Origin of the sequence: Kribbella yunnanensis (genome assembly GCF_039529655.1) — a bacterium.
Taxonomy (GTDB): Bacteria; Actinomycetota; Actinomycetes; order Propionibacteriales; family Kribbellaceae; genus Kribbella; species Kribbella yunnanensis.
The window spans coordinates 72,116-96,909 of sequence record NZ_BAAANF010000033.1; the positions used below are offsets into that span (position 1 = coordinate 72,116).

General features: G+C 66.8%; 16 protein-coding genes. 4 read left to right on the forward strand and 12 right to left on the reverse strand.

Annotation, left to right across the window (positions count from 1 at the left end; genetic code table 11):
* Window positions 1-203 precede the first annotated feature (203 nt).
* From ABD231_RS40485 to ABD231_RS40525, 9 genes are all read right to left on the reverse strand, one after another.
* Window positions 204-1,073, reverse strand: a complete 870-nt coding sequence (locus tag ABD231_RS40485) for a helix-turn-helix domain-containing protein (RefSeq protein ID WP_344165279.1) — start codon at window positions 1,071-1,073, stop codon at window positions 204-206.
* Between the two features lie 27 nt (window positions 1,074-1,100).
* A complete protein-coding gene (locus tag ABD231_RS42325) occupies window positions 1,101-1,769 on the reverse strand; it encodes an alpha/beta fold hydrolase (protein ID WP_425554252.1) in 669 nt (222 codons plus the stop codon).
* Between the two features lie 31 nt (window positions 1,770-1,800).
* Complete coding sequence (locus ABD231_RS40495) at window positions 1,801-2,502, reverse strand: TetR/AcrR family transcriptional regulator (protein WP_344165285.1); 702 nt, start codon at window positions 2,500-2,502, stop codon at window positions 1,801-1,803.
* 14 nt (window positions 2,503-2,516) lie between these two features.
* The gene (locus ABD231_RS40500) at window positions 2,517-3,734 is read right to left on the reverse strand and encodes an FAD-dependent monooxygenase (RefSeq protein WP_344165288.1); all 1,218 of its coding nucleotides are present in this window, start codon (window positions 3,732-3,734) and stop codon (window positions 2,517-2,519) included.
* 85 nt (window positions 3,735-3,819) lie between these two features.
* Complete coding sequence (locus ABD231_RS40505; RefSeq protein WP_344165291.1) at window positions 3,820-4,446, reverse strand: DUF2461 domain-containing protein; 627 nt, start codon at window positions 4,444-4,446, stop codon at window positions 3,820-3,822.
* A gap of 18 nt (window positions 4,447-4,464) precedes the next feature.
* A complete protein-coding gene (locus ABD231_RS40510; RefSeq protein WP_344165294.1) occupies window positions 4,465-5,067 on the reverse strand; it encodes a response regulator transcription factor in 603 nt (200 codons plus the stop codon).
* Between the two features lie 67 nt (window positions 5,068-5,134).
* A complete protein-coding gene (locus tag ABD231_RS40515) occupies window positions 5,135-6,253 on the reverse strand; it encodes an epoxide hydrolase family protein (RefSeq protein WP_344165296.1) in 1,119 nt (372 codons plus the stop codon).
* Window positions 6,254-6,295: 42 nt separating this feature from the next.
* On the reverse strand, window positions 6,296-6,625 hold the full coding sequence (locus tag ABD231_RS40520; RefSeq protein ID WP_344165299.1) for a hypothetical protein: 330 nt from the start codon (window positions 6,623-6,625) through the stop codon (window positions 6,296-6,298).
* 145 nt (window positions 6,626-6,770) lie between these two features.
* Complete coding sequence (locus ABD231_RS40525; RefSeq protein ID WP_344165302.1) at window positions 6,771-7,049, reverse strand: DUF1905 domain-containing protein; 279 nt, start codon at window positions 7,047-7,049, stop codon at window positions 6,771-6,773.
* A gap of 67 nt (window positions 7,050-7,116) precedes the next feature.
* Here ABD231_RS40525 and ABD231_RS40530 point away from each other — a divergent pair, with 67 nt between their 5' ends.
* Window positions 7,117-7,635: a GNAT family N-acetyltransferase gene (locus ABD231_RS40530; protein ID WP_344165305.1), complete on the forward strand. Its 519-nt coding sequence runs from the start codon at window positions 7,117-7,119 to the stop codon at window positions 7,633-7,635.
* Here the strand turns inward: ABD231_RS40530 and ABD231_RS40535 are convergent.
* Window positions 7,589-8,572 (reverse strand): cation diffusion facilitator family transporter, encoded by a 984-nt coding sequence (locus ABD231_RS40535; RefSeq protein ID WP_344165308.1) that lies wholly within the window; start codon window positions 8,570-8,572, stop codon window positions 7,589-7,591. The genes ABD231_RS40530 and ABD231_RS40535 overlap by 47 nt on opposite strands.
* 1 nt (window position 8,573) lies before the next feature.
* Window positions 8,574-8,969 (reverse strand): ArsR/SmtB family transcription factor, encoded by a 396-nt coding sequence (locus tag ABD231_RS40540; protein ID WP_344165310.1) that lies wholly within the window; start codon window positions 8,967-8,969, stop codon window positions 8,574-8,576.
* A gap of 250 nt (window positions 8,970-9,219) precedes the next feature.
* Between ABD231_RS40540 and ABD231_RS40545 the strand changes: the two genes are divergently transcribed.
* The 3 genes from ABD231_RS40545 (at window position 9,220) to ABD231_RS40555 (ending at window position 19,009) form a co-directional block, all read left to right on the forward strand.
* Entirely contained in the window at window positions 9,220-12,264 is a 3,045-nt protein-coding gene (locus tag ABD231_RS40545; protein WP_344165313.1) for an AfsR/SARP family transcriptional regulator, read from the forward strand.
* A gap of 2 nt (window positions 12,265-12,266) precedes the next feature.
* Complete coding sequence (locus ABD231_RS40550; protein WP_344165316.1) at window positions 12,267-15,290, forward strand: AfsR/SARP family transcriptional regulator; 3,024 nt, start codon at window positions 12,267-12,269, stop codon at window positions 15,288-15,290.
* Window positions 15,291-16,039: 749 nt separating this feature from the next.
* Window positions 16,040-19,009: an AfsR/SARP family transcriptional regulator gene (locus tag ABD231_RS40555; RefSeq protein ID WP_344165319.1), complete on the forward strand. Its 2,970-nt coding sequence runs from the start codon at window positions 16,040-16,042 to the stop codon at window positions 19,007-19,009.
* A gap of 15 nt (window positions 19,010-19,024) precedes the next feature.
* Here ABD231_RS40555 and ABD231_RS40560 read toward each other — a convergent pair whose 3' ends face one another.
* Window positions 19,025-24,793 (reverse strand): RHS repeat-associated core domain-containing protein, encoded by a 5,769-nt coding sequence (locus ABD231_RS40560; protein WP_344165322.1) that lies wholly within the window; start codon window positions 24,791-24,793, stop codon window positions 19,025-19,027.
* Between the last annotated feature and the right edge of the window lies 1 nt (window position 24,794).

The following is a 24,794-nucleotide window of genomic DNA, read 5'->3' on the forward strand; positions in this document are numbered from 1 at the left end:
GTCAGGGAACCAGCATGCCCGCCCCGCTGCTCAGGGACCGCTGATCCGTTGATGGAACATCTGGTCGTCATAAAACGACAGTACGGACGGTGATCGCATCGTCACCATCCGAATTTGGATGCTCGGTCGGGGTCGGGCGCCTCCCCTTCCGACCCAGTTGTGTACCTCTGGGGAGCGAAAACGCGAGGTTGTGGACAACCGCCCTACCGGGCGATCAACTCGGCGATCAGCGAGCTCGAATCGCGTGGGCTCAGTGCCCTGGCGCGCAACTGGTCGAAGACATAGCCGTACCGGTCGATCTCGGCTTCCAGCTCCAGGAAGAGATCCCCCGCCAGTCGCTCCTCATAGACCAGGTCAGGTGCCAGGCTGCCGAAGACGAACCGTACGAACGGTCCCGTCATCCCCGGATGGGCACCTTTGGCGAACGGAATGACCTGCAGGTTGATGTTGGGCCGTTCGTTCATCTCCAGCAACCTGCCGAGCTGTGCACGCATGACGGCCGGGCCTCCGACTGCCCGGTGCAGAACTGCTTCGTCGACGACTGCCCAGAACTGGAGCGGGTCGGCCCCTTGCCGCTTGCGGGTCAGGACAGTTTGCCGCTCCATCCGCATCTGAACGCGCCGCTCGATGCCTTCGTCCTCCATCGGCAGGCCGTCGATCATCGTGGCCCGCGCGTACTCCTCCGTCTGCAACAGACCGGGAACGACGATCGTCTCGAAGTTGTGCAGCGCCTTCGCCTCGGACTCGAAGCTGATGTAGGTGGCATAGCCATCTGACAACTCGTTGGTGTACTCACGATACTGCCGCAGCCACCCCGGATACTTCGCGCCGCTGGCCAGATCGATCAACTCGGCTCGGCGTCGCGCCGGAACGTCGTACAGATCGAACAACGTCTCCAACGTGCCGTTGTGGGGCTTGGCGCGACCTTTCTCGATCCGCCACAGGGTTCCCTGGTTGACGCCGGTCTGGTCCTCGACCTGCTCGCGGGTCAGCTTGGCCGCTGCCCGGAACGCTGTGAGTTCGGCGGCCAGGCGGCGGAGGCGCACGGTGGGTGGGCCTGGCGATCTCGGCATCTACCCATCGTACGAGTCAGAGTCCCTTCAGGAACTCGAGAAGCGCGGTGTTGACCAACTCCGGGTGTTCTTGTTGGGTCCAGTGGCCGCAGTTGGGGATGTCGATTGCGCCGCGGAGGTTGGGGACGATAGCTCGGGCTGCTTCGTCCAGGGGATACATGGCTCGTACGCCGTCGTTCTCGCCGCTGAGGTAGAGGGCGGCCGGGGTGATGGGGGCGTCTTGCCAGGCTGCGGTTTGTTGAGGAAGCGGCCGGCGAAGCCTGGGGTTGGTTCGGGGGCGGGGACGCCGGCGTAGATGCGGCGGAGTGCGCCTTCGACGTCCTTATTTAGTTCGGCGTCGGCGATGCCGGGTTCCTGGAAGTAGTTCTGGTAGAAGTCTGGGCCGAAGCGTTGTTCGGTGACAGTTAATGGCGGCAACGTGCCGCGCGGGATCGGCGGCACACTGATACCGACAACACCTCGTACGACGGCCGGTCGGAGGAGCGCGGTGTTCCAGGCGACGATGGAACCCCAGTCGTGGCCGATGACAACGGCTTGCTCCTCCCCCAGTTCGCGGATGAGCGCGACGACGTCGCCGACCAGGTGGAAGATCGAGTACTGGTCGATCGCGGTCGGGCGGTCACTGGCGCCGTACCCGCGTTGATCTGGAGCTACAGCGTGATAGCCGGCTGCGGAATGCCGTTGAGTCGGACGTATCTGTTGCTGGGCAAGGGTTTTGGCTCCTCTGTTATTTGCCGATGGATTCCAGGAGTGCTTCGCGCCTGGTCGCGAGTTCGGCGAGGGCTGCGTCGGCGGTGGCGCTGATGTCGCCGGGGCCGGGTTCTTCCGGACCGAGTAGTGCGGTCACCGCGGCGGCGAGCACTCGGATCGGATCGTCGACCGAGATGTGGGCCAGCACTCGCTGCTCGGCGGAGATGGTGACGAAGCCGCGGATCAGGGCTTGCAGCGCGTAGGCCTGGTCGTCGAAGGTCCAGTCGGTGCGGGCGAGATGATGCTTGCGCCACACCGGCAGCGCGATGCGCATGAGTGCGGCGGGACCGAGGTTCTCCAGGAGCGAGGCACTGCGCGGGTGCTGGGTGAGTACGCCGAGCAGGTCGTCGTCCTCGACCTGTAGCGCGCGGATGAACGGGTGCTCGACCGTGCTCTGGATCAGCAGCGGCAGCAGCCGGCTGGGGCGTGCGACCTCCGGGTCGGCGGTGAGCTCGGCGCCGAGCTCATCGAGGGAGGCAAGGAAGTCGCGGCCGAACAGGCCGACCAGCAGGTCCTCGCGAGTGCTCCAGTGCAGGTAAATGGTGCCCTTGGCAACATGTGCCCGCTCCGCGATCTCCGCGACCGTCAGTCCCTTGACGCCGCGTCTGAGCACCAGCTCCCGCGCTGCGCCGAGAATGCGCGCCGCGCTGCCGGAATCCTGCTCGGCCAGTACAGCCATGGTCGTCCTTCCGTTCACACCCGGGCGATGTCGAGGTCCTTCATGCGACCGGACTTGTTGTGTGCCCGCACGAATCGCAGCACCTGCGAGGCTACCGGCATCGTCATCCCCCGCATCATCAGGCGGCGCACGGTGATCTGCTTGCGATTGGGCGTGAAGACCGCGGTCTGCTGGAACCCGAGCTGCTGGTAGTAGCCCATGTGCGGCCGCAGCTGGTTCTCCCACTCGGACAGCGCGCGCCCGATGTCGTCGTACCGGCCGAGCATGGTCCCGAGCAGGTCGGCTCCGGCCAAACCGGCGGATACGCCCATCCCGGCGTACAGGGTGACGCACCAGGCTGAGTCACCGACCAGTACGACGCGTCCCTGGTGCCAGTGGTCCATGTGCACTTGCTCGACGGAGTCGAACAGCAACTCGTCGGTCGCCTCCAGCGCTTCCAATGCAGCACCGAGCACATCGCCAGTCGGCTCCGGACCGAACGCCTTGCGGACTCGCGCTCCCGGTGACTCAGTGAACTCGGCATCCACGTCGTCGGTCTGGTAGCCAATGAGCACAGTCGGCGCGTGGTCGGCGAACGGGAAGACCCAGAGCGAACGGTCGGGCTCCAACAACGTGAGCCCATCATGTACGGCGAGTTTGTCGAGTCCACCGGGCAGTTGGAACGCGGCGATCATGTAGTTGAGCCGATGCAGGTAACGCTCATCCGGTCCAAAGGCCAGCTTGCGAACCGTCGATCGCAGACCATCAGCGCCGACGACAAGATCGAACCGCTCGGTGACGCTACTGCCGTCGGAAGTGTTGGTCAGCGTGACGTCGACACCGTCGGAGTCCTGCTCGATCTTGGTCGGCACAGTCGAGTAGCGAACCTCGGTGTCCGCGGGCAGCGCTTCGAACGCGGCCTGCTCGACATCACCGCGAACCATCAGCCACGGCTCACCCGGGATGTCCCGGAACCCGAAACCGGCGCGCCACTCACCGAAGCGGTCGACGTCGTAGTTCCGCCCGTCGAACGCGGTGCGGTCGTGCAGAGAATCCAGGAGGCCGAGCCGCTCGGCCGCGGTCTTACCCGCGCCGAACAGACCGACGAAGTACCCGCCGGAACGCCGTTGGGGCGCCTTCTCGATCAGAACCGGCGTCCAGCCGGCCCGGAGGAGCGCGAGTGCTGTCGAGGTGCCGCTGATGCCGAGCCCAACAACCAAAGCCCGGCGCTGCCGTTCCGATGTCGTGGTCATGTCTCCACATTAGACCGACTGACCAAATTCGTCATTTGGTTCAGTCGGTGAGGCGCGTCACAGCCAGCGACCGGGTCGGCACGGTCTAGGAGTTGTCGGTCAGCCAGGTCAGGAGCGGCTGGGTGGCCTGCCAGTCGGCGCGGATCGCGGCCGCCAGTTCAGGCGTGTGGATGACGGGTTCGAAGCCGTAGGACTTGGTGACCGTCAGGGATTTGTGCCGCAGCAGCTCGATCCGCGGGTGCTCGGCGTCATAACTCCGCGGGCTGGTCTTGAGCCGATCACCACCGACCGTCCAACCGGCTGCGGTGAGGTCGGCCAGCAGTCCCTCGAGTTGCTTGCCACGACGGTCGTCGTCGATAGCCGTGCGAACCCGCGCCAGCCGCTCGGCGCTCGCCTCGTAAAAGCCCGCCGCAACGCGAACCCCCGGTGCCGCCACCTCGACGTACCAGCCGGTGGCGGGGGCCAGGTCGATGAACGCGCCCTGATGCGTCTTGTACGGCGTCTTGTCCTTCGCGAACCGGACATCGCGGTACGGCCGGAAGAGTTTCGCCTTACCGAATTCGGCTTCCAGCTCGGCCAGCAGTGCCGCCATCGGCGCCCGGACCGACTCCTCGTAGACGTGTTTGTTCGCCGTCCAGTACGACTTGCTGTTGTCCATCTCGAGGTCGTCGTAGAAGTCCAGCGCTGCCGCCGGGAAACCGGTGAAACCCATACCAGGAAGCCTAGTCGGTCAGATCCAGCCCGCCTGCTCGGCCTTGCGAATCGCCTCGATCCGGGTCCGTGCATGGGTCTTCGTCAGAATCCGGGACAGGTAGTTGCGAACCGTCCCCGCACTCAGACACAGCTTCCGCGCGACCTCCTGCGCAGTCGCCCCGGTGGTGACGAGCTTCAGTACTTCGCACTCGCGATCGGTCAGCGGATTGTCCCGGACCCGGATCGCGGCAAGCATCAGCTCCGGATCGAGCACCGGCTCTCCCCGCGCGATCTGCCGGATCGCACCGACCAACTCACCAGGTGAAGCATCGGTTGCGATCAAGCCCACTCGCGGCGCCTGCCGAACGAGCCGCAGACTCGCGCCCGCCGACAGGTCCCGGTCGGAGAGCACCAGCACTCCACCGGCCGCCGACCGACGCGCCAGCACATCGATGCCGACGGCACCTGGTAGGTGTACGTCGAGCACCATCACGTCGGGCTGCCCCCGCACGGACGCCGGCAGTACGTCGTCCCCGTGGTCGATCACAGCCACGACTTCCAGATCATCTTCGGTAGCGAACACCGTGGCCAATGCTCCACGCAGCAATGCGCCCCGGTGTCCGAGCAGCACTCGGATCACGGCCCCGCCCCCCATGACGACGTTCCGCCGTTTTGACGGCCCCCCAGCCGTTATGTCACTACCTAACTTAGGACAGGCTCACAAAGAACGCACGGACGTCCCCGACGAAAACGGCCGCTTGTTCGATGGCCGCAAAATGCCCGCCGTGTGGGTGACTCGTCCAGCGGACGATGTTGTCGGTCCGCGAAACCTTGTGCCGCAACGGGATGAAGTTCTCGTGCGCGAGATCGAGCAAAGCGGTCGGAGTCGTCGACGTCAGATCCCCGTACGACGTGTGCGCGCGCTCGTAGTAGACGCGGCCCGCCGACCCCGCCGTACGGGTCAGCCAGTAGAGCATCACGTTGGTGAGCAGGTGATCGCGATCGATCTCGCTCGCCGGATCACTCCATGCCACGAACTTCTCCGCGATCCACGCCAGCTGCCCGACCGGCGAGTCCGTCAACGCATAAGCCAGCGTCTGCGGTCGGGTCGACTGCAGATCGGCGTACCCCTGCTCCTCCTTCGACCACTGCTGGAATCGCCGCCACGACGCCCAGGTCCGGTCCCGCTCGGCCTGGTCGAGCGGCTCCAACTCCTCAGCCGTCGGTTCCGAGGTCGCCCCGGCTCCGGGGATCAGATTGAGGTGTACGCCGATCACCCGCTCGGGGTGGATCCGCCCGAGTTCGCGCGAGATCGCGGCACCCCAGTCACCACCCTGTACGCCGTACCGGTCGTAGCCGAGCTCGCTCATCAACACCGCCCAGGCGCGCGCGATCCGCTGGTACTCCCAACCGCGATCGCGGGTCGGCCCGGACAGCCCGAAGCCGGGGATGCTCGGGATGATGAGGTGGAACGACTCCAGCAACGGGCCGGCGACCTCGGTGAACTCGACGATCGAACCAGGCCAGCCGTGCGTCATGATCAGCGGGATCGCGTCCGGCGCGGATGAGCGGAGATGGGCGAAATGCACCCGGGCGCCGTCGATCGTGGTGGTGAACTGCGGCCACTCGTTGAGTCGCGCCTCGGCCGCTCGCCAGTCGTAGGTGTCGCGCCAGTACGCGACGAGCTCCTGCAGATACGCGAGAGGTACGCCGTACTCCCAGCCGGTGTCGGGGATTTCGTCGGGCCAGCGGACCAGGTCGAGCCGGGTCCGCAGGTCCGCGAGCTCGCTGTCGGGGATGGCGAGCCGGAAGGGTTCGATAGTCATCCCGGACACCATCTCGCGACCGGGCGATGATCGCACCCGAATTCAGTCGCCGGCGCGGGCCGAGATCTTCTTCACGGCGATCGCGCCCACCAGCAGCGCGACGCCGACGGCGATCACCACGGTGACCAGCGTGCCCGCGCTGCTCAGCGCGCTGTCGCACGTCATCGGCGTGATCCCGGCCGCGGTTCGGAAGGCCGAGCCACAGACGGTCCCGCTCGACGACACCGAGCGGAATCCGAGCGCGATCCCGCCCAGCAGGACCACCACCCCGGCGACACCGAGCACCCTGTTCAGCACCGTCACGATGACCGCTCCGGCGCGTGAGGGCATGCCGACGGCACACCACGCGAGCCCCGTTGCACGTTCCTTCACCCCAAACCTCGACGGACCACCCGCACCGAACTTACGGTCCGGACCGGATGAACCACAGCCGAGGAGGGGGTCAGCAACGATTCTTCACAGAGTCCTTACTCAGAACATGACAGATTGTGATCGTCGCCACGAGATCCTGGCCGGTTCAGAGCCGCTCGGTGAGGTGCACGGTGATCTCGTCACCAGGGTTTTTCGCCAGTACGGCGCGCAGATCCGCCTTCACCGGCAGTTTGTGGGTTCCGTCACCCAGAGCCATGAACGAACTCTCGAACGGATACCCGTCCATCGTCCCGCGGACCTTCACCAGCCCGCGGGTCCCGAAGTACTCCGCCGATCCCGGCAGCTGCACGTAGGTCCAGCCACCCTTGGCCGGGCTCTTCTGCAGCGGTGCGGTGAAGGTCTTGTCCAGCTTCTGTGCGCTCACCTTGAGCTCCTTTCTCCACACCTAGGTAGAGACTGGCTGACCGCTTTCGACATCTATTCTGAAATACGTGGAAATCACGATGCGGCCGGGTGACGCGGACGACGTACCGACGGTGTTGGCGCTGCTGGACGGGGCGACCGAGTGGCTGGTTGCCCAGGGGCGGACCGACCAGTGGGGCACGCAACCGCACTCGACGAGCCCGTGGCGGATCGAGCAGATCACCGGGTTCGCCACCGACGGCGGACTGTGGATCGCTGTCGGCGATGGTCGCGCGGTCGGTGCACTCGCCATCGGCTCCGCGAAACCACCGGTACCGCCGGCCGAGGAGCCCGAGGTGTTCGTCCGGCTACTCGTCACCGATCGGAAGTCGACCGGCCAGGGCATCGGCGCCGCACTGCTCGATCACGCCCGCAAGCTCGCCCGCGACGCGGGGATCGCCCAGGTCCGGCTCGACTGTTTCGCCGGGAACGACGGCGCCCTGATCCGGTACTACGAGTCGCAGGGCTTCACGCGGGATGTCAGCTTCGTCGTCTCGCGGGTCAATGCGCCGGATTGGCCAGGTCAGGTCCTCGTCCAGCGGCTGTGATCGAGCGGTGCACAGTGCCGTGCGCGTCCGAACAGTGCGCGTCGATCTCGTCGCCAGTCGCGTGGTCGACCTGCAACGTGGAGTGCGTGAGCCTGTGGCGCTCGGCCAGTAGCTCCTCGATCCGGACCCGGATCTGGTGACAGTCGAGGCCTTCGGCAACCAGGATGTGCGCCGAGGCCGCCGGCTCACCCGAGGTGATCTCCCAGACGTGCAGGTCGTGTACCTCGACGACGCCATCGATCGCGCACAGCTCGGTGCCGAGTGCCTGGGGGTCGATCGCGGCCGGGGCAGCCTCGAGGAAGATCCGGCCCGAGTCGCGCACCAACGCGACGCCCGCCTTCAGCATCAGCGCGGCGACCACCAGCGCGGCAATCGCGTCAGCCCGGGCGAACCCGGTCAGCAGGACGATCAGACCGGCGATCGCGGTGGCGATGAACGCGAACAGGTCGTTGAGGATGTGCTGGAACGCACCTTCGACGTTCAGGCTCGAGCGGTTCGCCTTGCTGATCAGCCAGGTGGCGAACAGGTTCACCACGATGCCGACCACACCGGTGATCAGAACCAGTGCGCCCTTCACCTCGGGCGGGTTGATCATCCGGTTGACGGCTTCGTAAACGAAGTACACCGCGAGCAGTAGCAGGGTGATCCCGTTGGCCTGGGCAGACAGGATCTCGACCCGCTTGAACCCGTACGTGAACCCGCCGGCCGGTGGCTTCGCCGACAACCGGATCGCGACCAGCGCGAGCACAATCGCGATCGCGTCGGTCAGCATGTGCGCGGCGTCGGTGATCAACGCCAGCGAACCGGCCGCGAACCCGACGACGACCTCGGCCAACATGAACCCGACGATCAGCGCCAGTGCACCGCTGAGGAGCTTCCGGTCCGCGTTCCCACTCACCGCGTGCCCGTGGCCGTGTCCGTGCCCAACTTCGGCCATGTCAGCGCTCCGGGTGAATCGCGTCGGTGTGCTCGGTGTGCGCGACCGCGAGATCGACCAGCATCCGCACGTGCGCGTCGTCCAGCCGGTAGAACGCGTTCCGCCCATCCCGCCGTACGGCGACCACTCGGTGCGCGCGCAGCAGCCGCAGAGCATGCGATGTCGCCGACTCGCTGAGCCCGGTCACCGCGGCCAAGTCGCAAACGCACAACTCCCCGTCGAGCAACGCAACCAACAGCTTCAACCGACGCGGATCCCCGAGCAGACTGAACACGTCAGCGGTGTCGACGATGTCGTTCTCGGCCGGCATCCGAGCGTTGACACTCGTCACCCGCTCCGGATCGACCAGCCGGACCGCACACTCGTCCAGACCCTGCACATCTGCAGAACTGTTCATATGTGGAGGCTAACCCATCGCATCCGGCGAGGCCAGTTCCGTGACCGCGGTCACCCTAGTGTCCTGAGTCAGAGGTTGGGCGAGTGCCGGAGGTGTCCAGGTGCGTGCATCGCAAGGCGGCGGAGCGTCCTCGATGCGGTGTTCATCGTGGATGCTTCGCCAACGCAGCGAGGTGCGTGCCTGGGCGCCTCCGGTGCCGTCCAACCTGTGACTCAGGACACTAGACCGTTGAAATGTTAAATTTCCGCGCATGCCGCCTCCCCCGTCCAGGATCCGGTTGCTCGGCCCGATCACCATCGAACCCACCCGCCTAGGCGCCCCCAAACTCGCCTGCGTCCTCGCCGCCCTAGCCCTCCGCCCCGGCACCCCGGTCGCCCAGACCGAACTGATCGACCGAGTCTGGGACGGCGACCCACCGGACGCCGTCCTCAACGTCCTCTACTCGTACGTCGCCCGCCTCCGCGCAGCCCTGAAGTCCGTGCCGGGTGCAGCCATCCGCCGAGCCGGCTCCCACGGCTATGTCCTCGACATCGACCCAAGCGCCATCGACCTACACGCAGTGCGGGCGCTGCGCGACGAGGCTCGGAGAACTGCAGGACGCCCAGCCGAGGCAACTGAGGGAGTGCGACGCCCGCACGAGACGCGCAAGCGAGCGGGACGCCCAGAGCAGGCACTCGAGCGAGTGGGGCGCCCGGCCGAGGCACTTGAGCTTTTGCGCCAAGCGTGCGAGCTGGTTGGCGACGACGCACTCGTGGGGTTGAGCGGTCGGTGGGCCGACGAGACGCGCGCCGCGCTTGCCGCCGAGCGGCTTGAGTTGCTGACTGAGCGGTACGCGGCTGAGCTCGACGCCGGCCACCACGCCGCCGTACTGGGAGACCTCACCGCGCTCAGCGACGCCGAGCCCCTGGCCGAACCCGTCGCCGAACTGCTGATGCTCGCCTACTACCGCAGCGGCCGACCCGCCGACGCACTCACCCGCTTCGAGACCACCCGCACCCGGCTGCGCGACGAACTCGGCGCAGACCCATCCCAGCGCCTACGCGACCTCCACCTACAGATCCTGAACCACGACCCCACCCTCGACCTGCCAACGGCCGCACCCATCCAACTCCCCTCCGACATCCCCGGCTTCACCGGCCGAACCACCGAACTGAAAGCGTTGGAGCAACTGGCAGAGTCTGCGTCACTCGCCGCGGTCGTCGGCCCGGGCGGCGCAGGCAAGACCGCGCTGGCTGTGCACTGGGGACATTCGATGATCGACCGGTTCCCAGGCGGTCTGCTCTACGTGAACCTCCGCGGCTTCGACGAAGGCGACATGGTGTCACCGCGCGAGGCTCTCGGACGGTTGCTGGTGGCAATGAACCTGCCGGGTGACGCCGTACCAGACGATGTCGATGCGGCTGCCGAGCTGTTCCGGGCGACGACGGCCGATCGCGGCGTGCTGGTCATCCTCGACAACGCCCGCAGTGCCGAGCAGGTCCGGCCGCTGCTGCCGGGCGCCGGCGCCTTCACGATCGTGACGAGTCGCGACCGGCTCACCGGACTGATCGCACTGAACGACGCCCGCCCGGTACCCGTCGGCATGCTCGACCAGGCCGAAGCCATGGAATTGCTCACCCGGATCCTCGGCGCGGACCGGGTCCAGTCAGAGTCGGAGGCAGCCGCGAGACTCGCCGAGCTGTGCGGGCATCTCGCCTTGGCGTTGCGGATCGCCGCGGCACACCTGGCCGGTGAACCGATCATCCGGATCGCCGACTATGTGGACGAACTGGAACGGCGCGACCGGCTCGACGTACTGGCCGTCGACGGCGACCCTTCCGCAACCGTCACCGCGAACCTGGAGCTGTCCTACCGCGTCCTCGATCAGGACACCCGCGATCTGTTCGCCCGCTTGGGGATGCTGCCCGGGGAAGACTTCGCCGAAGAGCTGATCACCTCGGCGTCCGGGTCGGCCGAGACCGCCACCCTGCGAGCGCTGCGACGCCTCGTCACCGCACACCTCGTGGAACAACCCCGGGTCCGCCGCTACCGGATGCACGACTTGGTGCGTCTGTACGCCGCACGGACGGGCGAACGGGAGTTGGGCGAGCAGGACCGATCGACACTCATCGACAGCTTCATCGAGTGGCACCACGACCGTGCCTACCAACCGATCAACGACGAAGAGACCAACATCTTCCTCGCCTGCGAAACGTTGGCGGACCATCCGAAGCTGTGGCGACTCGTACTTCCCCTGCGCAACACGATCAACGAGTGGCGTTTCATCAGCCGCGTCCAGCGACTCATCGAAGTGGGCACCCGCCGAGCAGAAGAGGCGGCGGACGGTCTCGGGTTGTTCCGGATGACGAGCATGGCGGCCACTGCGCGCCGAGCGACCGGCGACAGCGATGCCGCGATCGAGCTCGGCACCCGTGCACTCACCCTCGCCGAACCGCTCACTGCCCGAGAGCAAACCGTCGCGAGCGGGAACCTCGGCATCTACCTGTTCGACTATGGCGACCTGGCCGGATCCGCGGCGGCGTTCATCCGGGGCGTCGACCTCGCCATCGCGTCGGGCAATACCCGGTCCCAGCTCATCTTCACCAGCAGCATGGCTCAGGTATTGGTCAGGCTCGGCCGGTTCGATGAGGCCGAGGCCTACGTGCGGAGCGCCGAGGCCCTGGGCGAGGACGCACTCTCCCCCGAGCAGCGCATCCGGCTCGAACTGTCCAACGCGGAGATCCATTTCAACCGCGGCGATTTCGAGCGGGCGATGGTGGCCGCCGACCGAGCCATCGCCATCGCCCGCCAAGGCTCGTACGGCCATCTCGACATGTGGTGCATGCAGGTCCAAGCCCAGATCCTCCTGCACAGCGGCCGCGCCGAAGAGGCCCGCGCCCTGTACGACGAGGAGGTCCGGCAGGTCCGAAGCCGCAAGATGGTCTCCTACGAACCGGAGGCCCTGTCCTACCTCGCCAGCGTGCTGGTCGAGCTCCGCGAGTACGCCGGGGCCGGCGAGCTCATCGCCGAGGCTCGCCGGAAACAGCCGCAGGTCGGCCGCGGCCTCCAGGTCTTCGTCAACCTGGTCCTCGCGGGTGTCCACAACGGCTTGGGCGAATTCGAGACCGCGCTGGCCCACGCGACGGAAGCGGTCACGGGCTACGCAGCAATGCCGTGGCCGGCGCGGCACGAGCTGGCGCTGGTAGCACTGGCCGACGCGTACGCGGGCCTCGGCGATCCCGGCACCGCACGCGAGCACCGAGCCTCGGCCGACCGGATCGCGTGTCCGGTCAACCAACTACGAAGGCACCGCTAGACATGCCGCCTCCCCTGACCAGGATCCGGTTGCTCGGCCCGATCACCATCGGGTCAACCCGCCTCGGCGCACCGAAACTTGCGTGTGTGCTGGCCGCCCTCGCAGTGCGACCCGGTACGCCGGTCGCCCAGACCGAACTGATTGATCGAGTGTGGGACGGCGACCCGCCCGACGCCGTCCTGAACGTTCTGTACTCGTATGTCGCCCGGCTGCGCTCGGCTCTCAAGGCGGTGCCGGGGGCTGCGATTCGGCGGGCTGGGTCCCACGGGTACGTGCTGGATATCGAGCCGGGTGACATCGACCTGCATGCCGTCCGGGCGCTGCGCGACGAGGCCCGGACGATAGCAGCACGCCCGGACGAGACACCCGAGCGGACGGAACACCCAGAGCAGGCAGCCGAGTCGGCGGAACGCTCGGACCAGGCGCTAGAGCTTTGGCGCCAGGCGTGCGACTTGGTTGGCGATGACGCGCTGGTGGGGTTGAGCGGTCGGTGGGCCGACGAGACCCGTACGGCGCTCGCGGCCGAACGGCTCGAGTTGCTGACTGAGCGGTATGCGGCCGAACTGGACGCCGGCCAGCATGCCGCCGTACTGGGGGATCTGGCTGCACTCAGCGACGCCGAGCCTCTCGCCGAGGCGGTCGCTGAACTGCTGATGCTTGCGTACTACCGCAGCGGCCGGCCTGCTGACGCGCTCACTCGCTTCGAGACCATCCGGGTCCGGCTGCGCGACGAGCTGGGCGCGGACCCGTCACAGCGACTGCGCGACCTCCACCTCCAGATCCTGGACCAGGACCCACAGCTCGATGCGGTGGAGGCACCAACCACGCCGATCCAGCTGCCGTCGGACATCAGCGGATTCACCGGACGGACCGCGGAGCTGAAGGCGCTGGATCAGCTCGCCGAGTCGGTGCCGCTTGTCGCGGTCGTCGGACCAGGTGGCGCGGGCAAGACCGCCCTGGCCGTGCACTGGGGACATTCGATGGTCGACCGGTTTCCCGGCGGCCTGCTCTCGGTGAACCTGCGCGGCTTCGACGAAGGTGACATGGTGTCGCCACGCGAAGCCCTCGGACGGTTGCTGGTGGCAATGAACATCCCCGGAGAAGCCGTACCCGAGGATGTCGATGCAGCTGCCGAGCTCTTCCGGGCCACCACCGCCGACCGGCGCGTGCTCGTGATTCTGGACAACGCGCGCAACGCCGAGCAGGTCAGGCCGCTGCTTCCCGGGGTGGGCTGCTTCACCATCGTCACGAGCCGCGATCGTCTCACGGGATTGATCGCACTGAACGACGCCCGGCAGGTGCCCGTCGGAACGCTCGGCAAGGTGGAGGCCATCGAACTGCTCGCCCGGATCCTCGGCGCGGAACGAGTCGAAGCAGAGGTACAGGCGGCCGAGCGGTTGGCCGAGCTGTGCGGGCACTTGGCCCTCGCACTGCGAATCGCCGCCGCCCACGTGGCCAGTGAGCCGCACATCCGGATCGCCGATTACGTAGCCGAGTTGGAACGGCGGGATCGGCTGGACGTGCTGGCCGTCGACGGCGACCCGGCCGCGACCGTGACCGCGAACCTCGAGCTCTCCTACCGCGTTCTCGACGACGACACCCGCGATCTGTTCGCCCGGCTGGGAACCCTGCCCGGCGAGGATTTCTCCGAAGAGCTGATCATGTCCGTGGCCGGGCTCGCGGAATCTGACACACCACGAGTACTGCGCAGGCTCGTCGCCGCGCATCTCATCGAACAACACCGGGCGCGCCGGTACCGGATGCACGACCTGGTCCGCTTGTACGCCGCCCGAACGAGCGAACAAGAACTGAGCAACGACGAACGGGCAGCGCTCGTGGAGCGCTTCATGGAGTGGCATCACGACCGCGCCTTCGAGCCGATCGGCGAGGAGGAGACCAACATCTTCCTCGCGTGTGAGGCACTGCAGGATCATCCGAAATTGTGGCGATTGGTGCTGCCGCTTCGCAACACCATCAATGAATGGCGGTCGATCAGCCGCGTCCATCGCTTGATCGATGTGGCAATCCTCCGGGCTGAGCACTCGAAGGACCACCTCGGACTGTTCCGGATGACGAGCATGCAGGCCGGCGCTCATCGCTCGCACGGTGACAGTGCCGATGCCCTGGAGTCCAGCATTCGCGCCCTGGCGCTCGCCGACTCTCTCAGCGATCGGGAACAGGCCACGGCGAGCGGAAACCTCGGCATCTATCTGTTCGACTACGCAGACTTCACGGGATCCGCCGCGTCGTTCATCCGGGCGGTCGATCTGCTGACGGCGACGGGCCATAATCCGGCCCAGCTCATCTTCTTCACCGGCAACATGATCCAAGTCCTGGCACGGCTCGGCCGGTTCGATGACGCTGCGGCATACCTACGAAGTGCGTGGACACTTGGGGAAGACGGTCTCACGCCCGACCAGCGCCTCCGGCTCACGCTCTCCGACGCGGAGTTCTGTCTCAGCACAGGTGAGTTCAACCTGGCCATGGACGCCATCGACGCGGCCGACGCCATCGCCCGCCAGGACTCGTACGGTCAGCTGGACATGTGGCGCCAGCAGCTACGAGCCCAGATCCACCTGCATGCGGGCCGCCCGGAGGCGGCACGCGCAGCCTTCGAAGAGGAACTGGCACTCGCGCGCGAGCGGAACATGGTCTCCTTCGAACCAGAGGTCCTGTGCGATCTCGCCGATGTCCTGGTCGAGCTCCGCGAGTACTCCCGGGCCGCGGAGCTCGTCGCCGAAGGGCACAGAAGATGGCCCAAGATGTCCCAGAACTTCCAGGTTTTCCTGCACCTCGTGCTGGCCGGCATCCACAACGGACTCGGCGAACACGACGCGGCGCTCACCCAAGCAAAGACGGCGGTGGACGGGTTCGCTGCCATGCCCTGGCCGGCACGGCACGAGCTGGCACTGCTCGCCCTGGCCGACGCCCACGCCGGCCTCGGCGAACCTGAAGCCGCCGCCGAGCACCGAGCTGCCGCCGACCGCATCGCCGCCCCGATCAACCGAGCACGGAGACACCGCTAGCCATCCTCCGAAGAACAGCCGCCCCTGGAGCTAAGGGTGTCAAGCAGCGATGGTTGGGTGTGGTGGGTCGGTAGACGATGAGGCGTCGCAGGACTCCGCACCACCTGCCGGGATATCCCTCGAGTTGGGGGGTTGCCCATCGAGAATCTCCACGGTCATCCCCCTACCTCGACGGGCAACCCCCCACCTCCACGGGCAACCCCCCACCTCGACAGGCAACCCCCACCTCGACAGGCACCCCTCGCTCGCGGGCACGGTGGGTTCACTCGCGCGGGCTGGAAAGCGCCGGGGTGATGATTCACCCCGGNNNNCCGCTCTCTGTGCACGCCACTCATCTTTGGGAACCCACCAACCACTTCGAGCCCCCGGAAACGGTTGGTGGATACCCAAAGATGGATCTTGCGCACAAAGACAAGGCGACCCGTCAGCTACCCGGCCTGGTCGCTGCTGTCCGGCAGCGACCACAGCCCGTCAGCCCCAGGCGACATTCACCTCGGGCGCTGACCTCGCCAACCAGCTCAGCCACAGACCCGCCCAGCCACCCCACCTCTGTGAGCCGGCCACAGCGGCGAGCAACCAGCGCCGTACCTCCCGGGCCGCATCCGAGCCGCCCGGGGAGATGCACAAGAACAGGACGTATATCGGTCTCGTCGTCGGATGGCTGCCGGTGAGCGGGGCCGATACGTCCAGCAGACGTATACGTCCTGTTGTTCGGCGGATTGAGACCGGCGGCTGTTAGCGTGCACAGCATGCCGCCTCCCCCGTCCCGGATCCGGTTGCTCGGCCCGATCACCATCAACTCGGCCCACATCGGCGCGCCCAAGCTTGCGTGTGTGCTGGCCGCGCTTGCTCTGCGGCCCGGTACGCCGGTCGCGCAGGCCGAACTGATCGATCGAGTCTGGGACGGGGATCCGCCCGATGCCGTCCTGAACGTCCTCTACTCGTACGTCGCTCGCCTGCGATCCGCACTGAAGCCGATTCCGGGTGCGGCGATCCGGCGGGCTGGGTCGCACGGCTACGTGCTGGAGATGGAACCAAGCGACATCGATCTGCACGCCGTGCGGGCGCTGCGCGACGAGGCGGTTGAGCTGAACAGCTCGGGGCGAATGGACGAAGCCCTCGAGCTGTGGCGCCAGGCCTGCGAACTGGTCGGCGATGACGCGCTCGTGGGGTTGAGCGGCCATTGGGCCGACGACACGCGCACTGCACTCGCCAACGAACGACTCGAACTGCTCACCGAGCGGTACGCCGCCGAACTCAACGCCGGGCACCACGCCGCCGTACTGGGAGATTTGGCAGCGCTCAGCGATGCCGAGCCTCTGGCTGAGCCGGTCGCTGAACTGCTGATGCTTGCTTACTACCGCAGCGGTCGGCCTGCTGACGCGCTCACTCGGTTTGAGACCGTGCGGGTCCGGCTGCGCGATGAGTTGGGGGCGGACCCGTCGCAGCGGCTGCGTGATCTGCACCTGCAGATCCTGGATCAGGACCCGCAGTTGGATGCAGCGGAGACACCGGCCACGCCGATCCAGCTGCCGTCGGATATCAGCGGGTTCACCGGGCGGACGGCGGAGCTGAAGGCGCTGGACCAGTTCGCGGAGGATGCGGCGCTTGCTGTGGTGGTCGGGCCGGGTGGCGCGGGGAAGACTGCGCTGGCTGTGCGTTGGGGATATTCGATGGTGGAGCGGTTTCCGGGCGGCCTGCTGTACGTGAACCTGCGTGGCTTCGACGCGGGCGAACTGATGTCGTCCCGGGAGGCGCTCGGACGGTTGCTGGTGGCAATGAACGTGCCGCGGGACGAAGTGCCGGAGGGCGCCGGGGAGGCCGGCGAGCTGTTCCGGACGGTCACCGCCGAGCGCGGCGTACTGGTGGTTCTCGACAATGCGCGCAACGCCGCGCAGGTCCGGCCGCTGCTGCCGGGCGCGGGCTCGTTCACGATCGTGACGAGTCGCGACCGGCTGACGGGACTGATCGCGCTGAACGATGCGCGGCCCGTGCCGGTCGGCATGCTGGAACGAGCGGATGCCGTGGAACTGCTGACCCGGATCCTCGGCGCGGAGCGCGTCGAGTCGGAGCCGGCCGCTGCGGAACGGCTGGCCGAGCTGTGCGGCTACCTGGTGCTCGCGCTACGGATCGCTGCGGCGCAGCTGGCTGGTGAACCGACGGCCCGAATCGCGGACTACGTGGTGGAACTGGAGCGACGAGACCGGCTGGACGTACTGGCCGTCGACGGCGATCCCGCCGCGGCCGTCACCGCGAACCTGGATCTGTCGCATCGCGTCCTCGACCAGGACGCCCGGGATCTGTTCGCGCGGCTGGGAACTCTGCCCGGCGAAGACTTCGCCGAGGAGCTGATCGTGTCGGTGTCCGGGCTGTCCGAGGCGGATACGATCCGCACGCTGCGCGGACTCGTTGCCGCGCACCTGGTTGAACAGCACCGGCCAGGGCGGTACCGGATGCACGACCTGGTGCGCCTGTACGCCGGGCGCGCGGGCGAGCGTGATCTGAACAGCGATGGCCGGACGGTGCTGATCGATCGGTTCATCGAGTGGCATCACGACCGGGCCTACCAGCCGATCACCGACGAGGAGGCCAACGTCTTCCTCGCGTGTGAGGCGCTCCAGGATCATCCGCGGCTGTGGCGCCTCGTCCTGCCCCTGCGGAACACCATCAACGAGTGGCGGGTCACCCGGCGCATCTACGACCTGATCGAGATAGCCACTCGGCGAGCGGACGAGGCCGGGGACGACCTCGGGCTGTTCCGGATGACGAGCATGATGGCCAACGCCAAACGCTCCGAAGGCAGCACCACGGAGGTGATCGAGCTCGGCACGCGCGCGCTGACCTTGGCTGAGGGCCTCAGCGACCGGGAACAGACCATTGCGAGTGGGAACCTCGGTATCTACCTGTTCGACCACGGCGACTACGCCAGGTCGACCGCGTCGCTGCGGCGAGCGGTGGATCTGGCGATCGGCTCGGGCAATCTCCGGTCGCAGCAGATCTTCACCAGCAGCCTGATCCAGACCCTGGTCAGCACCGGGCAGCTCGACGAAGCCGAGTCGTACGTCCAGGGCGCCGAGACACTGTGGGCTGATGGACTCACCCCCGCGCTTCGTGTTCGCCTCGACCTGTGCGCCGCCGAGGTGCAGGTCGCGGTCGGCAATTACGACCAAGCCCTCGAAACCACCGAAGCGGCGCTCACCCTGGCACGTCGGCAACCGCACCCCTTCCTCGACATGTGGTGCATGAAAATCCAAGGCCACATCAACCTGTTCGCGGGCCGCCCCGACGCGGCCCGCGCGGCCTTCGAGGAGGAGCTCCGACTGTCTCAACTCCGCAAGCTGCCCACCTTCGAACCGGAAACCTGCGCCGACCTCGCCGAGGTCCACCTCGAACTCGGCAACCCTGCGATGGCCGCCGACTTCGCCGCCCGAGCCCGGACGAAATGGGCCGACCTGGCCGGCGCCACCCAGACCGTCCTGGAGTTCGTTGCCGCCGGCATCCACAACATCCTGGGCGAGCACGAGGTTGCTCTCACCCACGCGAAGGTCGCGGTCGACGCATTCGCCGCCATGCCCTGGCCCGCCCGCCACGAGCTGGCGCTGGTCGCGCTGGCCGATGCCCACGCGGGCCTCGGAGACACCGAGACCGCGCGTGAGCATCGCGCTGCCGCCGACCGGATAGCCGCTCCGATCAATCGAGGGCGGAGGGGGCGGGAGTGATGCCGCCCGCTCCGATCAACAACTCGAGAGCCCTATTCGGCACTCGACTTTCTGCGAGTCACCATCCCCATGAACGCTGGAGCCGCCCAGAGCGTGTAACTCGTCGAGATTGTCCACGACGTACTGAGAGAAATCCTCCTCCGTCATGTCCGGACCGTACTCGTTCCAGAGATCGATCCCCATCTGCACGGCGTACGTGTCCGTGGGATCGCCGGCGCCTCCGACTCCGGGGATATTGTCGAGGTTCTGGGCGACGATAAGTTCGCCGGGAAGGAAGCCTGCGGCGGATCCCACGTAGCCGTAGTGGATGTTCGACCACAGATCAAGGTTCACCCGGTAGTTGGTGCCAGGAACATTCACGTACCTGGTGTCATCGTTGTCGGTGACGCCGAGCGCGTCCTCGAGCATCGGCTTGTGATCCCACGGGCCGCCTGCGTGGACCTTCCCGTAGAAGGTTGCCAACGCTTCTGCCTTGCACAGGGCCACGAACTGCGTGTTGCATGCCAGCATCGCAGCAGTCGCACCGCTGCTGGCGTTGGTCTGCATCTCCCCGAACATCCAGCTGACGATAGGGCTGAACCGATTGCTCTCAACGCCATGGCCGCCCGGCTTGGGACCAGGCTTCGGCCCGGGCGTCGGGCCCGGCGGCGTGCCCGGTAGTCCGTGCGGGAGTGGCTTAGATATTCTCGGTGGTTCCGCTTCGATCGAGCTTCCCGCGGGACGCTTGCGCTTCTGCGGGACGGCTCCCTGGCTGCTCTTCTGCTTCTTGAGCTTCTTGCCCTTCGACGCCGGGCCACCGCGGGATGCCTTCTTGACGCTCTTCAGACCGCTGGGGTCCGCCCTGGTGACCGGGGAGTTGTTGGCGTAGGCGTAGCCGTTGATTTGTTGGGGGTCCTTCAGGTCCATGATCGGGTCGGCTGACAGGAAGCGGCCGGTGGTTGAGTCGTACTCGCGGGCTCCGACGGTGGTGAGTTCTGCGTCGTCGTTCTCGAGACCGCCGACGAAACCGCGCTGGTCCGGCCAGCTCGGCGCGGCCGCGCCGCGGACGTTTCCGAACGGGTCTCGCCTTTGCACTGTTGCCGTCAGGGTGTTGCCGTTGACGATCCATTGGTTCGTACCGTGGTGGTCACCGGCCAGCCATTGGATGTCGCCGAGGCCGTTGCGTACGCCGACGACGGACTCGCCGTGCTTGTAGTAGCGGGTGGCTTCGACCTTGTTCGTCGCCTTCTTGTAGGTGAGTTCGTAGCCCGCGACCCATGCCGTCAGGTCGCCGTTGGCGTCGGCGCGGAGGATCCGTTGGCCGTCGGCGTTGTCGAAGAACTTCGCCGTACCCTCGTCGGACTTGATCGTCTCCAGCCGGCCGGTGGGGGTCCAGTTCAGGACATCCACCTGGCTGCCACGGTCAATGCTCGTCGTGAAGCCGGCCTTGTCGTAGGTGAAGGCGGTCGAGGCGCCGCCGGTCGAGGTGACACCGGTGAGCTCGTGCGGTCCTGCCTCGCCTGCCCCGGTGTAGGAGTACTTCTTCTGCACCGGACCTGTGGGCGTCCACTTGGTCTCACTGGTCCGGTTGCCCACCACGTCGTACTGGTACGACGAGCGGTACGCGCCCGGTCCACCGACAGCCGTCGGCTCGGTGCCGCAGGCTGCCGCAACTCCGGCCTGAGCCCACGCATCCGTGAGCCGCTGCAGGTGGTCGTACTGGAAGCACTGCGTCTCCGGGTCCAGCTTGTCCGAGGTGTGTACCGGATCGTCCTTGATGGACAGCACGTTCCCCGAGTTGTCGTACTGGTACGACAACGCCGCGATCCCGTAGTTGGACCCGTCGAACTCGCCGGCGGTGTCCTTGTCGAAGTAGAACTGCGAGAGCCTCCGGCTGCCTTCCTCGTAGATCCACGTCTGCCAGGTCTGTCCGGAGGTCCCGCTGACATCAGCGGGGTCGCCAAGCCTGCGCTGCAGCAGATCGCCGTACGGCGAGTAGACCGCCTGGTCCACGTAGACCTGCCCGAACCCGAAGTCGTCGCCCCACGAGGTGACCCGACCGGGTCGGCCCATCGAGTCGTACGACTGCGTCATGACCTCCTCGTCCAGACTGCCCGCGCCCTTCGCACCGTACGTGTGCAGCGAGCCGTCCTCGTTGTAGGTGAATGCCTCCCAGTACGAGCCGGCCAGCGCGCCCGCAGCCGCGGGAAGGTGCGTGTAGACCTGCTTCGCCTGACCTTCGGCTGTGTACTTGGCGGTCTCGGTCGTCCATGCCTGCCCGTCGACCCACTTGGTCGACTTGTGCGGCATCCCGATCCCGTGCTCGGCTCCGTCATAGCTGCGCTCGGTGAGCAGCGTGGAACCGGACAGCACCTGCGTCGGCCGACCCAGCGCGTCGTACTTGTACGCCACGGTCTCGTTGTTCGCATTGGTCGTCGCAATGGTCTGACCAGCGGCGTTGTACGACGTCTTCGACGTCCCTGTGTCTGGGTCGTGCAACGCCGTACGGCGACCGCGCAGGTCGTACTCGTAGGTCCACTTGTTGGTGGCCGCGTCGGTGACCTGGCGAAGCTGGCCGTTTCCGGCGTACGAGTACTTCGTGGCGTCGAATGCACCGGCCGCACCGCGGTCGTGGTGCTGCCGGAGCTCGACCGTGCGGCCGAGCGCGTCGTCCAAGGTGGACGTGCTCGTCCCGCCTTCCGGAGGGATGACGGTGGTCTTCCAGTTGGTGGTGTCGCCGCCGAAGCGGTACGACGTGCGCCACTTCTCGGTGCCCTTGACGACGAAGATTTCGTCGGTGACTCGGCCGGCGCCGTCGTAGGTGAACTCGGTGCGGGACAGGTCGTTCGTCCTGCTGATTTGGACGAGCTTGTTGGTCGGGCCGGAGGCGTTGTTGTAAACGGCTCCGGAGGTGTAGCGCTCTCGTCCGTAGGAGTCGTAGACGGTCTGCGTGATGAGCCGGCCGCCGTCGGTCTGGGCTTGTACCTGGCGCTGGCGGAGCAGCCCGTCGTACAGAGAGACGCTCACTAGATACGAACCGTCGTGGATCATTCGCTCGGTCTTCACCGTGGTCGGAGCGGTCTGCGAGATGGTGTAGGTGAACTTCTGGTTGGGACCCTCCGTCGCCGGATCCCTGCCGGGTAGCCAGACGGCGGTCCGGCGGCCGAGTGGGTCGTAGGAAGCGACCGTACGCCGGGAGTTCGCGTCCACTGTCTCGGTGGCCATACCCCGGGCGGGCGAGAGCTTCGTGGTGGTGGCGTGTCCCAGCGCGTTTGTGGTGACCGTTGAGGTGACCGGGCCGCCGGCGCTGGGGGTGTGGGCTGTTGTCGTTTTGTTGCCGAGCGCGTCGGTTGCGGTGAGTTGACGGCCGAGGGCGTCGAAGGTCGACGTACCGATTGTTTTGTACGTCGCCGTGCCGTCCCACGTCTCGAGCGCGTCGGACCGTGTCATCAGGCCCCTGGTTGGGGCGCTAGTCAATGAGCTGCTGCCGTCGTAGAACGCGCGTACCGAGCCGATCACGTCAGCCGGGCGGTTTGCCGTAGCGGCGCAGCCGACCGACACTGACTCGACGGTTGACACCGACTCCAGGAGCCAGGCGGTCGCGTTGTCGGCGTACGTCGTGCGGACGCAGCGCTCGTCGCCTGGCTTGCTGATATCACCCTGCTGGTCGACTCGCACCTCGCGCCCGAGGTCGTCGTACGCGGTCTCGGTGCGCGCCGTCCGCCAGACCGAGGACGCCAGCAAAGTGCGCGCGTCGGTACGGCGTTCGCCGGTTAGCCAGGCTTCGATCGTGCCACCGTCGTAGGTGCGTTTCGCCGTGCGGGATGTCCAGTACCAGGTGCTCTCGGTGCCGATCAGGGTGGTGTCGTCGAAGGAGGCGGTTTCCCACTCGGCTCCGGCGAGGGCGCGGTGATCCGGCGCGGTATTGCCGGCTTCACCCGTCACCGTCACCGAACGCTTCTCACCACCAGGCAGCCGATCACCGTCGAGGCCGCGGTAGTAGCGGGAGCGGGATCGCAGCTGCGGTCCCGGGTCCGCCGGGTCGCCGGTCAGGGTGGTGACCTGCGCGTAGCCGCGCCACTGGTTCCAGTCGCGGTCCTTCTTCTGCACGAACTCCGCGTCGTTCCACGCCCACAGCGCATTCGTACCACCGCCGTCGGTGGAGTACTCGTAGAACTTCCAGACCGTGTCACCGCCACCGGTCGCATCCGACTCGCCGATCGACCGTACGACGTACTTGTGGAAGTACACGTCGACGGGCTCGGTCAGACCCTCTGGGGTATATCGCGAGGGGAAGCAACGGCGGTTGTTCTGGTGCACGCTGGCCGGCAAACTCCCGGCGCGACAGTCCGGTTCAGTGTAGTTGATCGTCGTGACGCCGCCGGTCTCGCTCTTGATCGACGTGAGCCGCGGGCGCCAGATTCCGGGGAACGACTCCCCGTTATCGACGCGGTTCGGCAGGAAGGTTCCGCCGAACTCGGTCGGCGGGGTGGTCGCCGTACCGCCGACGTGGCCGGTGTGCTTGACCGATGAGAGCCAGAGGACGATCTGTTCCTTGTCGCCGTAGTTCTTGAACTCGTGGGTCAGCGCCCAGGAGTCGACCGGCGTGTATCCGGTGCCGGAGGCAACATAGGTGGTGACCGACGCCAGCCGCTTCGCCGAGAAGAAGGCCGGCGAGTACTCCTCGCACTTGGTCCCCGCCGTACAGGTCAGCTTCCACGGTGTGTCCGGCCACTTCGACGTCTTCGGATCACCATTGGATTCGCGGCAGTCCGAAAGACAGCGGTCGGCCGTGGTGAATTCAACCTTGGCCGTCTTGACGGAGGTGCGTTGACCGTACTCGACGGTCTTCAGCCAGCCATCACGGATGTACGTCGCCTGGGTGTCGGAGGAGACTGCCGGTGCGTACCGACCGGTCGCGGTCTCGTACGTGTACTGCGCAAAGTTGCCGTGGACATCGACCGACTTGTCGAGCATCCAGCGGTACGCCTGATTGCAGCGGGAGCCCTTGAAATCGCCTGCCTTGTAACAGGCTTCGCCGGAGTGGTTGCCGAACACCGGCATCGTCCAGCGGGACGTGGCTACGGATCCGAAGTGGTGCTTGGTTCCGTCGGTGGTCGTGATCGTCCACTGTTCCGTGGTTGCGCCACTTGCCGTGGCCCGGGATCCGGAGTGCTCGACGCGCCAGTTGACGTCGTCCGCGGCCTTCCACTTCTTGGTGGTGTCGTCGAGGACGAGCGACGTACTGACGCCGTCGAGAGTGATGCTCAGCGACGGCGAATCGCCTTCCCAGCAACGGTCGCCGGTCGGGTCGTCGCCCTGATTGCCGTTCTTGTCGTCGGAGCAGGCGATGTAGGTGCGCTCGATGAAACTCGGCGAGGCGGACCAGCCGTCACCCACCATCGACGCCTGATTGTTCGTCCCGGAGGTCCGCCCGTCGTGCTCGGCGGACGAGTAGGACAAGCCGACCGAGGGTGTTGGTCCGGCGGCCGGTGGCAGCCGCAGGTCGTAGTTGTAGGAGAAGGCGCCGGACGAGCCGCCCTGGGACCAGGCCCCGGCCGCAGCCAGGTCCGTGGCCGACCAGTTGCCGTCGTCGGCGTCACCGGCCGCATCGGAGGTTTCGCCCGACCAGTCCGCGGCGGCGTCCTTGAACGCCGAGTCGGCACCGGCGACGGCCTCGACGGGTGTCGAGGAGTACGCCTGCGGGTTGCGCTCGAAGTTCGCGAACGCCGAGGACGAGAGCACCAGCAGGGACAGGACCATCGAGGTCGCGACCGCACCGGCCTTGACCTTGAGATTTCGCATC

Bases quoted from the DNA above. Each gene is read 5' to 3' on its own strand.
- ABD231_RS40495 (WP_344165285.1), bottom strand. From the start codon at position 2,502: ATGGCTGTACTGGCCGAGCAGGATTCCGGCAGCGCGGCGCGCATTCTC.
- ABD231_RS40515 (WP_344165296.1), bottom strand. From the start codon at position 6,253: ATGACTATCGAACCCTTCCGGCTCGCCATCCCCGACAGCGAGCTCGCG.
- ABD231_RS40485 (WP_344165279.1), bottom strand. From the start codon at position 1,073: ATGCCGAGATCGCCAGGCCCACCCACCGTGCGCCTCCGCCGCCTGGCC.
- ABD231_RS40500 (WP_344165288.1), bottom strand. From the start codon at position 3,734: ATGACCACGACATCGGAACGGCAGCGCCGGGCTTTGGTTGTTGGGCTC.
- ABD231_RS40545 (WP_344165313.1), top strand. From the start codon at position 9,220: ATGCCGCCTCCCCCGTCCAGGATCCGGTTGCTCGGCCCGATCACCATC.
- ABD231_RS40555 (WP_344165319.1), top strand. From the start codon at position 16,040: ATGCCGCCTCCCCCGTCCCGGATCCGGTTGCTCGGCCCGATCACCATC.
- ABD231_RS40535 (WP_344165308.1), bottom strand. From the start codon at position 8,572: ATGGCCGAAGTTGGGCACGGACACGGCCACGGGCACGCGGTGAGTGGG.
- ABD231_RS40505 (WP_344165291.1), bottom strand. From the start codon at position 4,446: ATGGGTTTCACCGGTTTCCCGGCGGCAGCGCTGGACTTCTACGACGAC.
- ABD231_RS40560 (WP_344165322.1), bottom strand. From the start codon at position 24,793: ATGCGAAATCTCAAGGTCAAGGCCGGTGCGGTCGCGACCTCGATGGTC.
- ABD231_RS40540 (WP_344165310.1), bottom strand. From the start codon at position 8,969: ATGAACAGTTCTGCAGATGTGCAGGGTCTGGACGAGTGTGCGGTCCGG.
- ABD231_RS40550 (WP_344165316.1), top strand. From the start codon at position 12,267: ATGCCGCCTCCCCTGACCAGGATCCGGTTGCTCGGCCCGATCACCATC.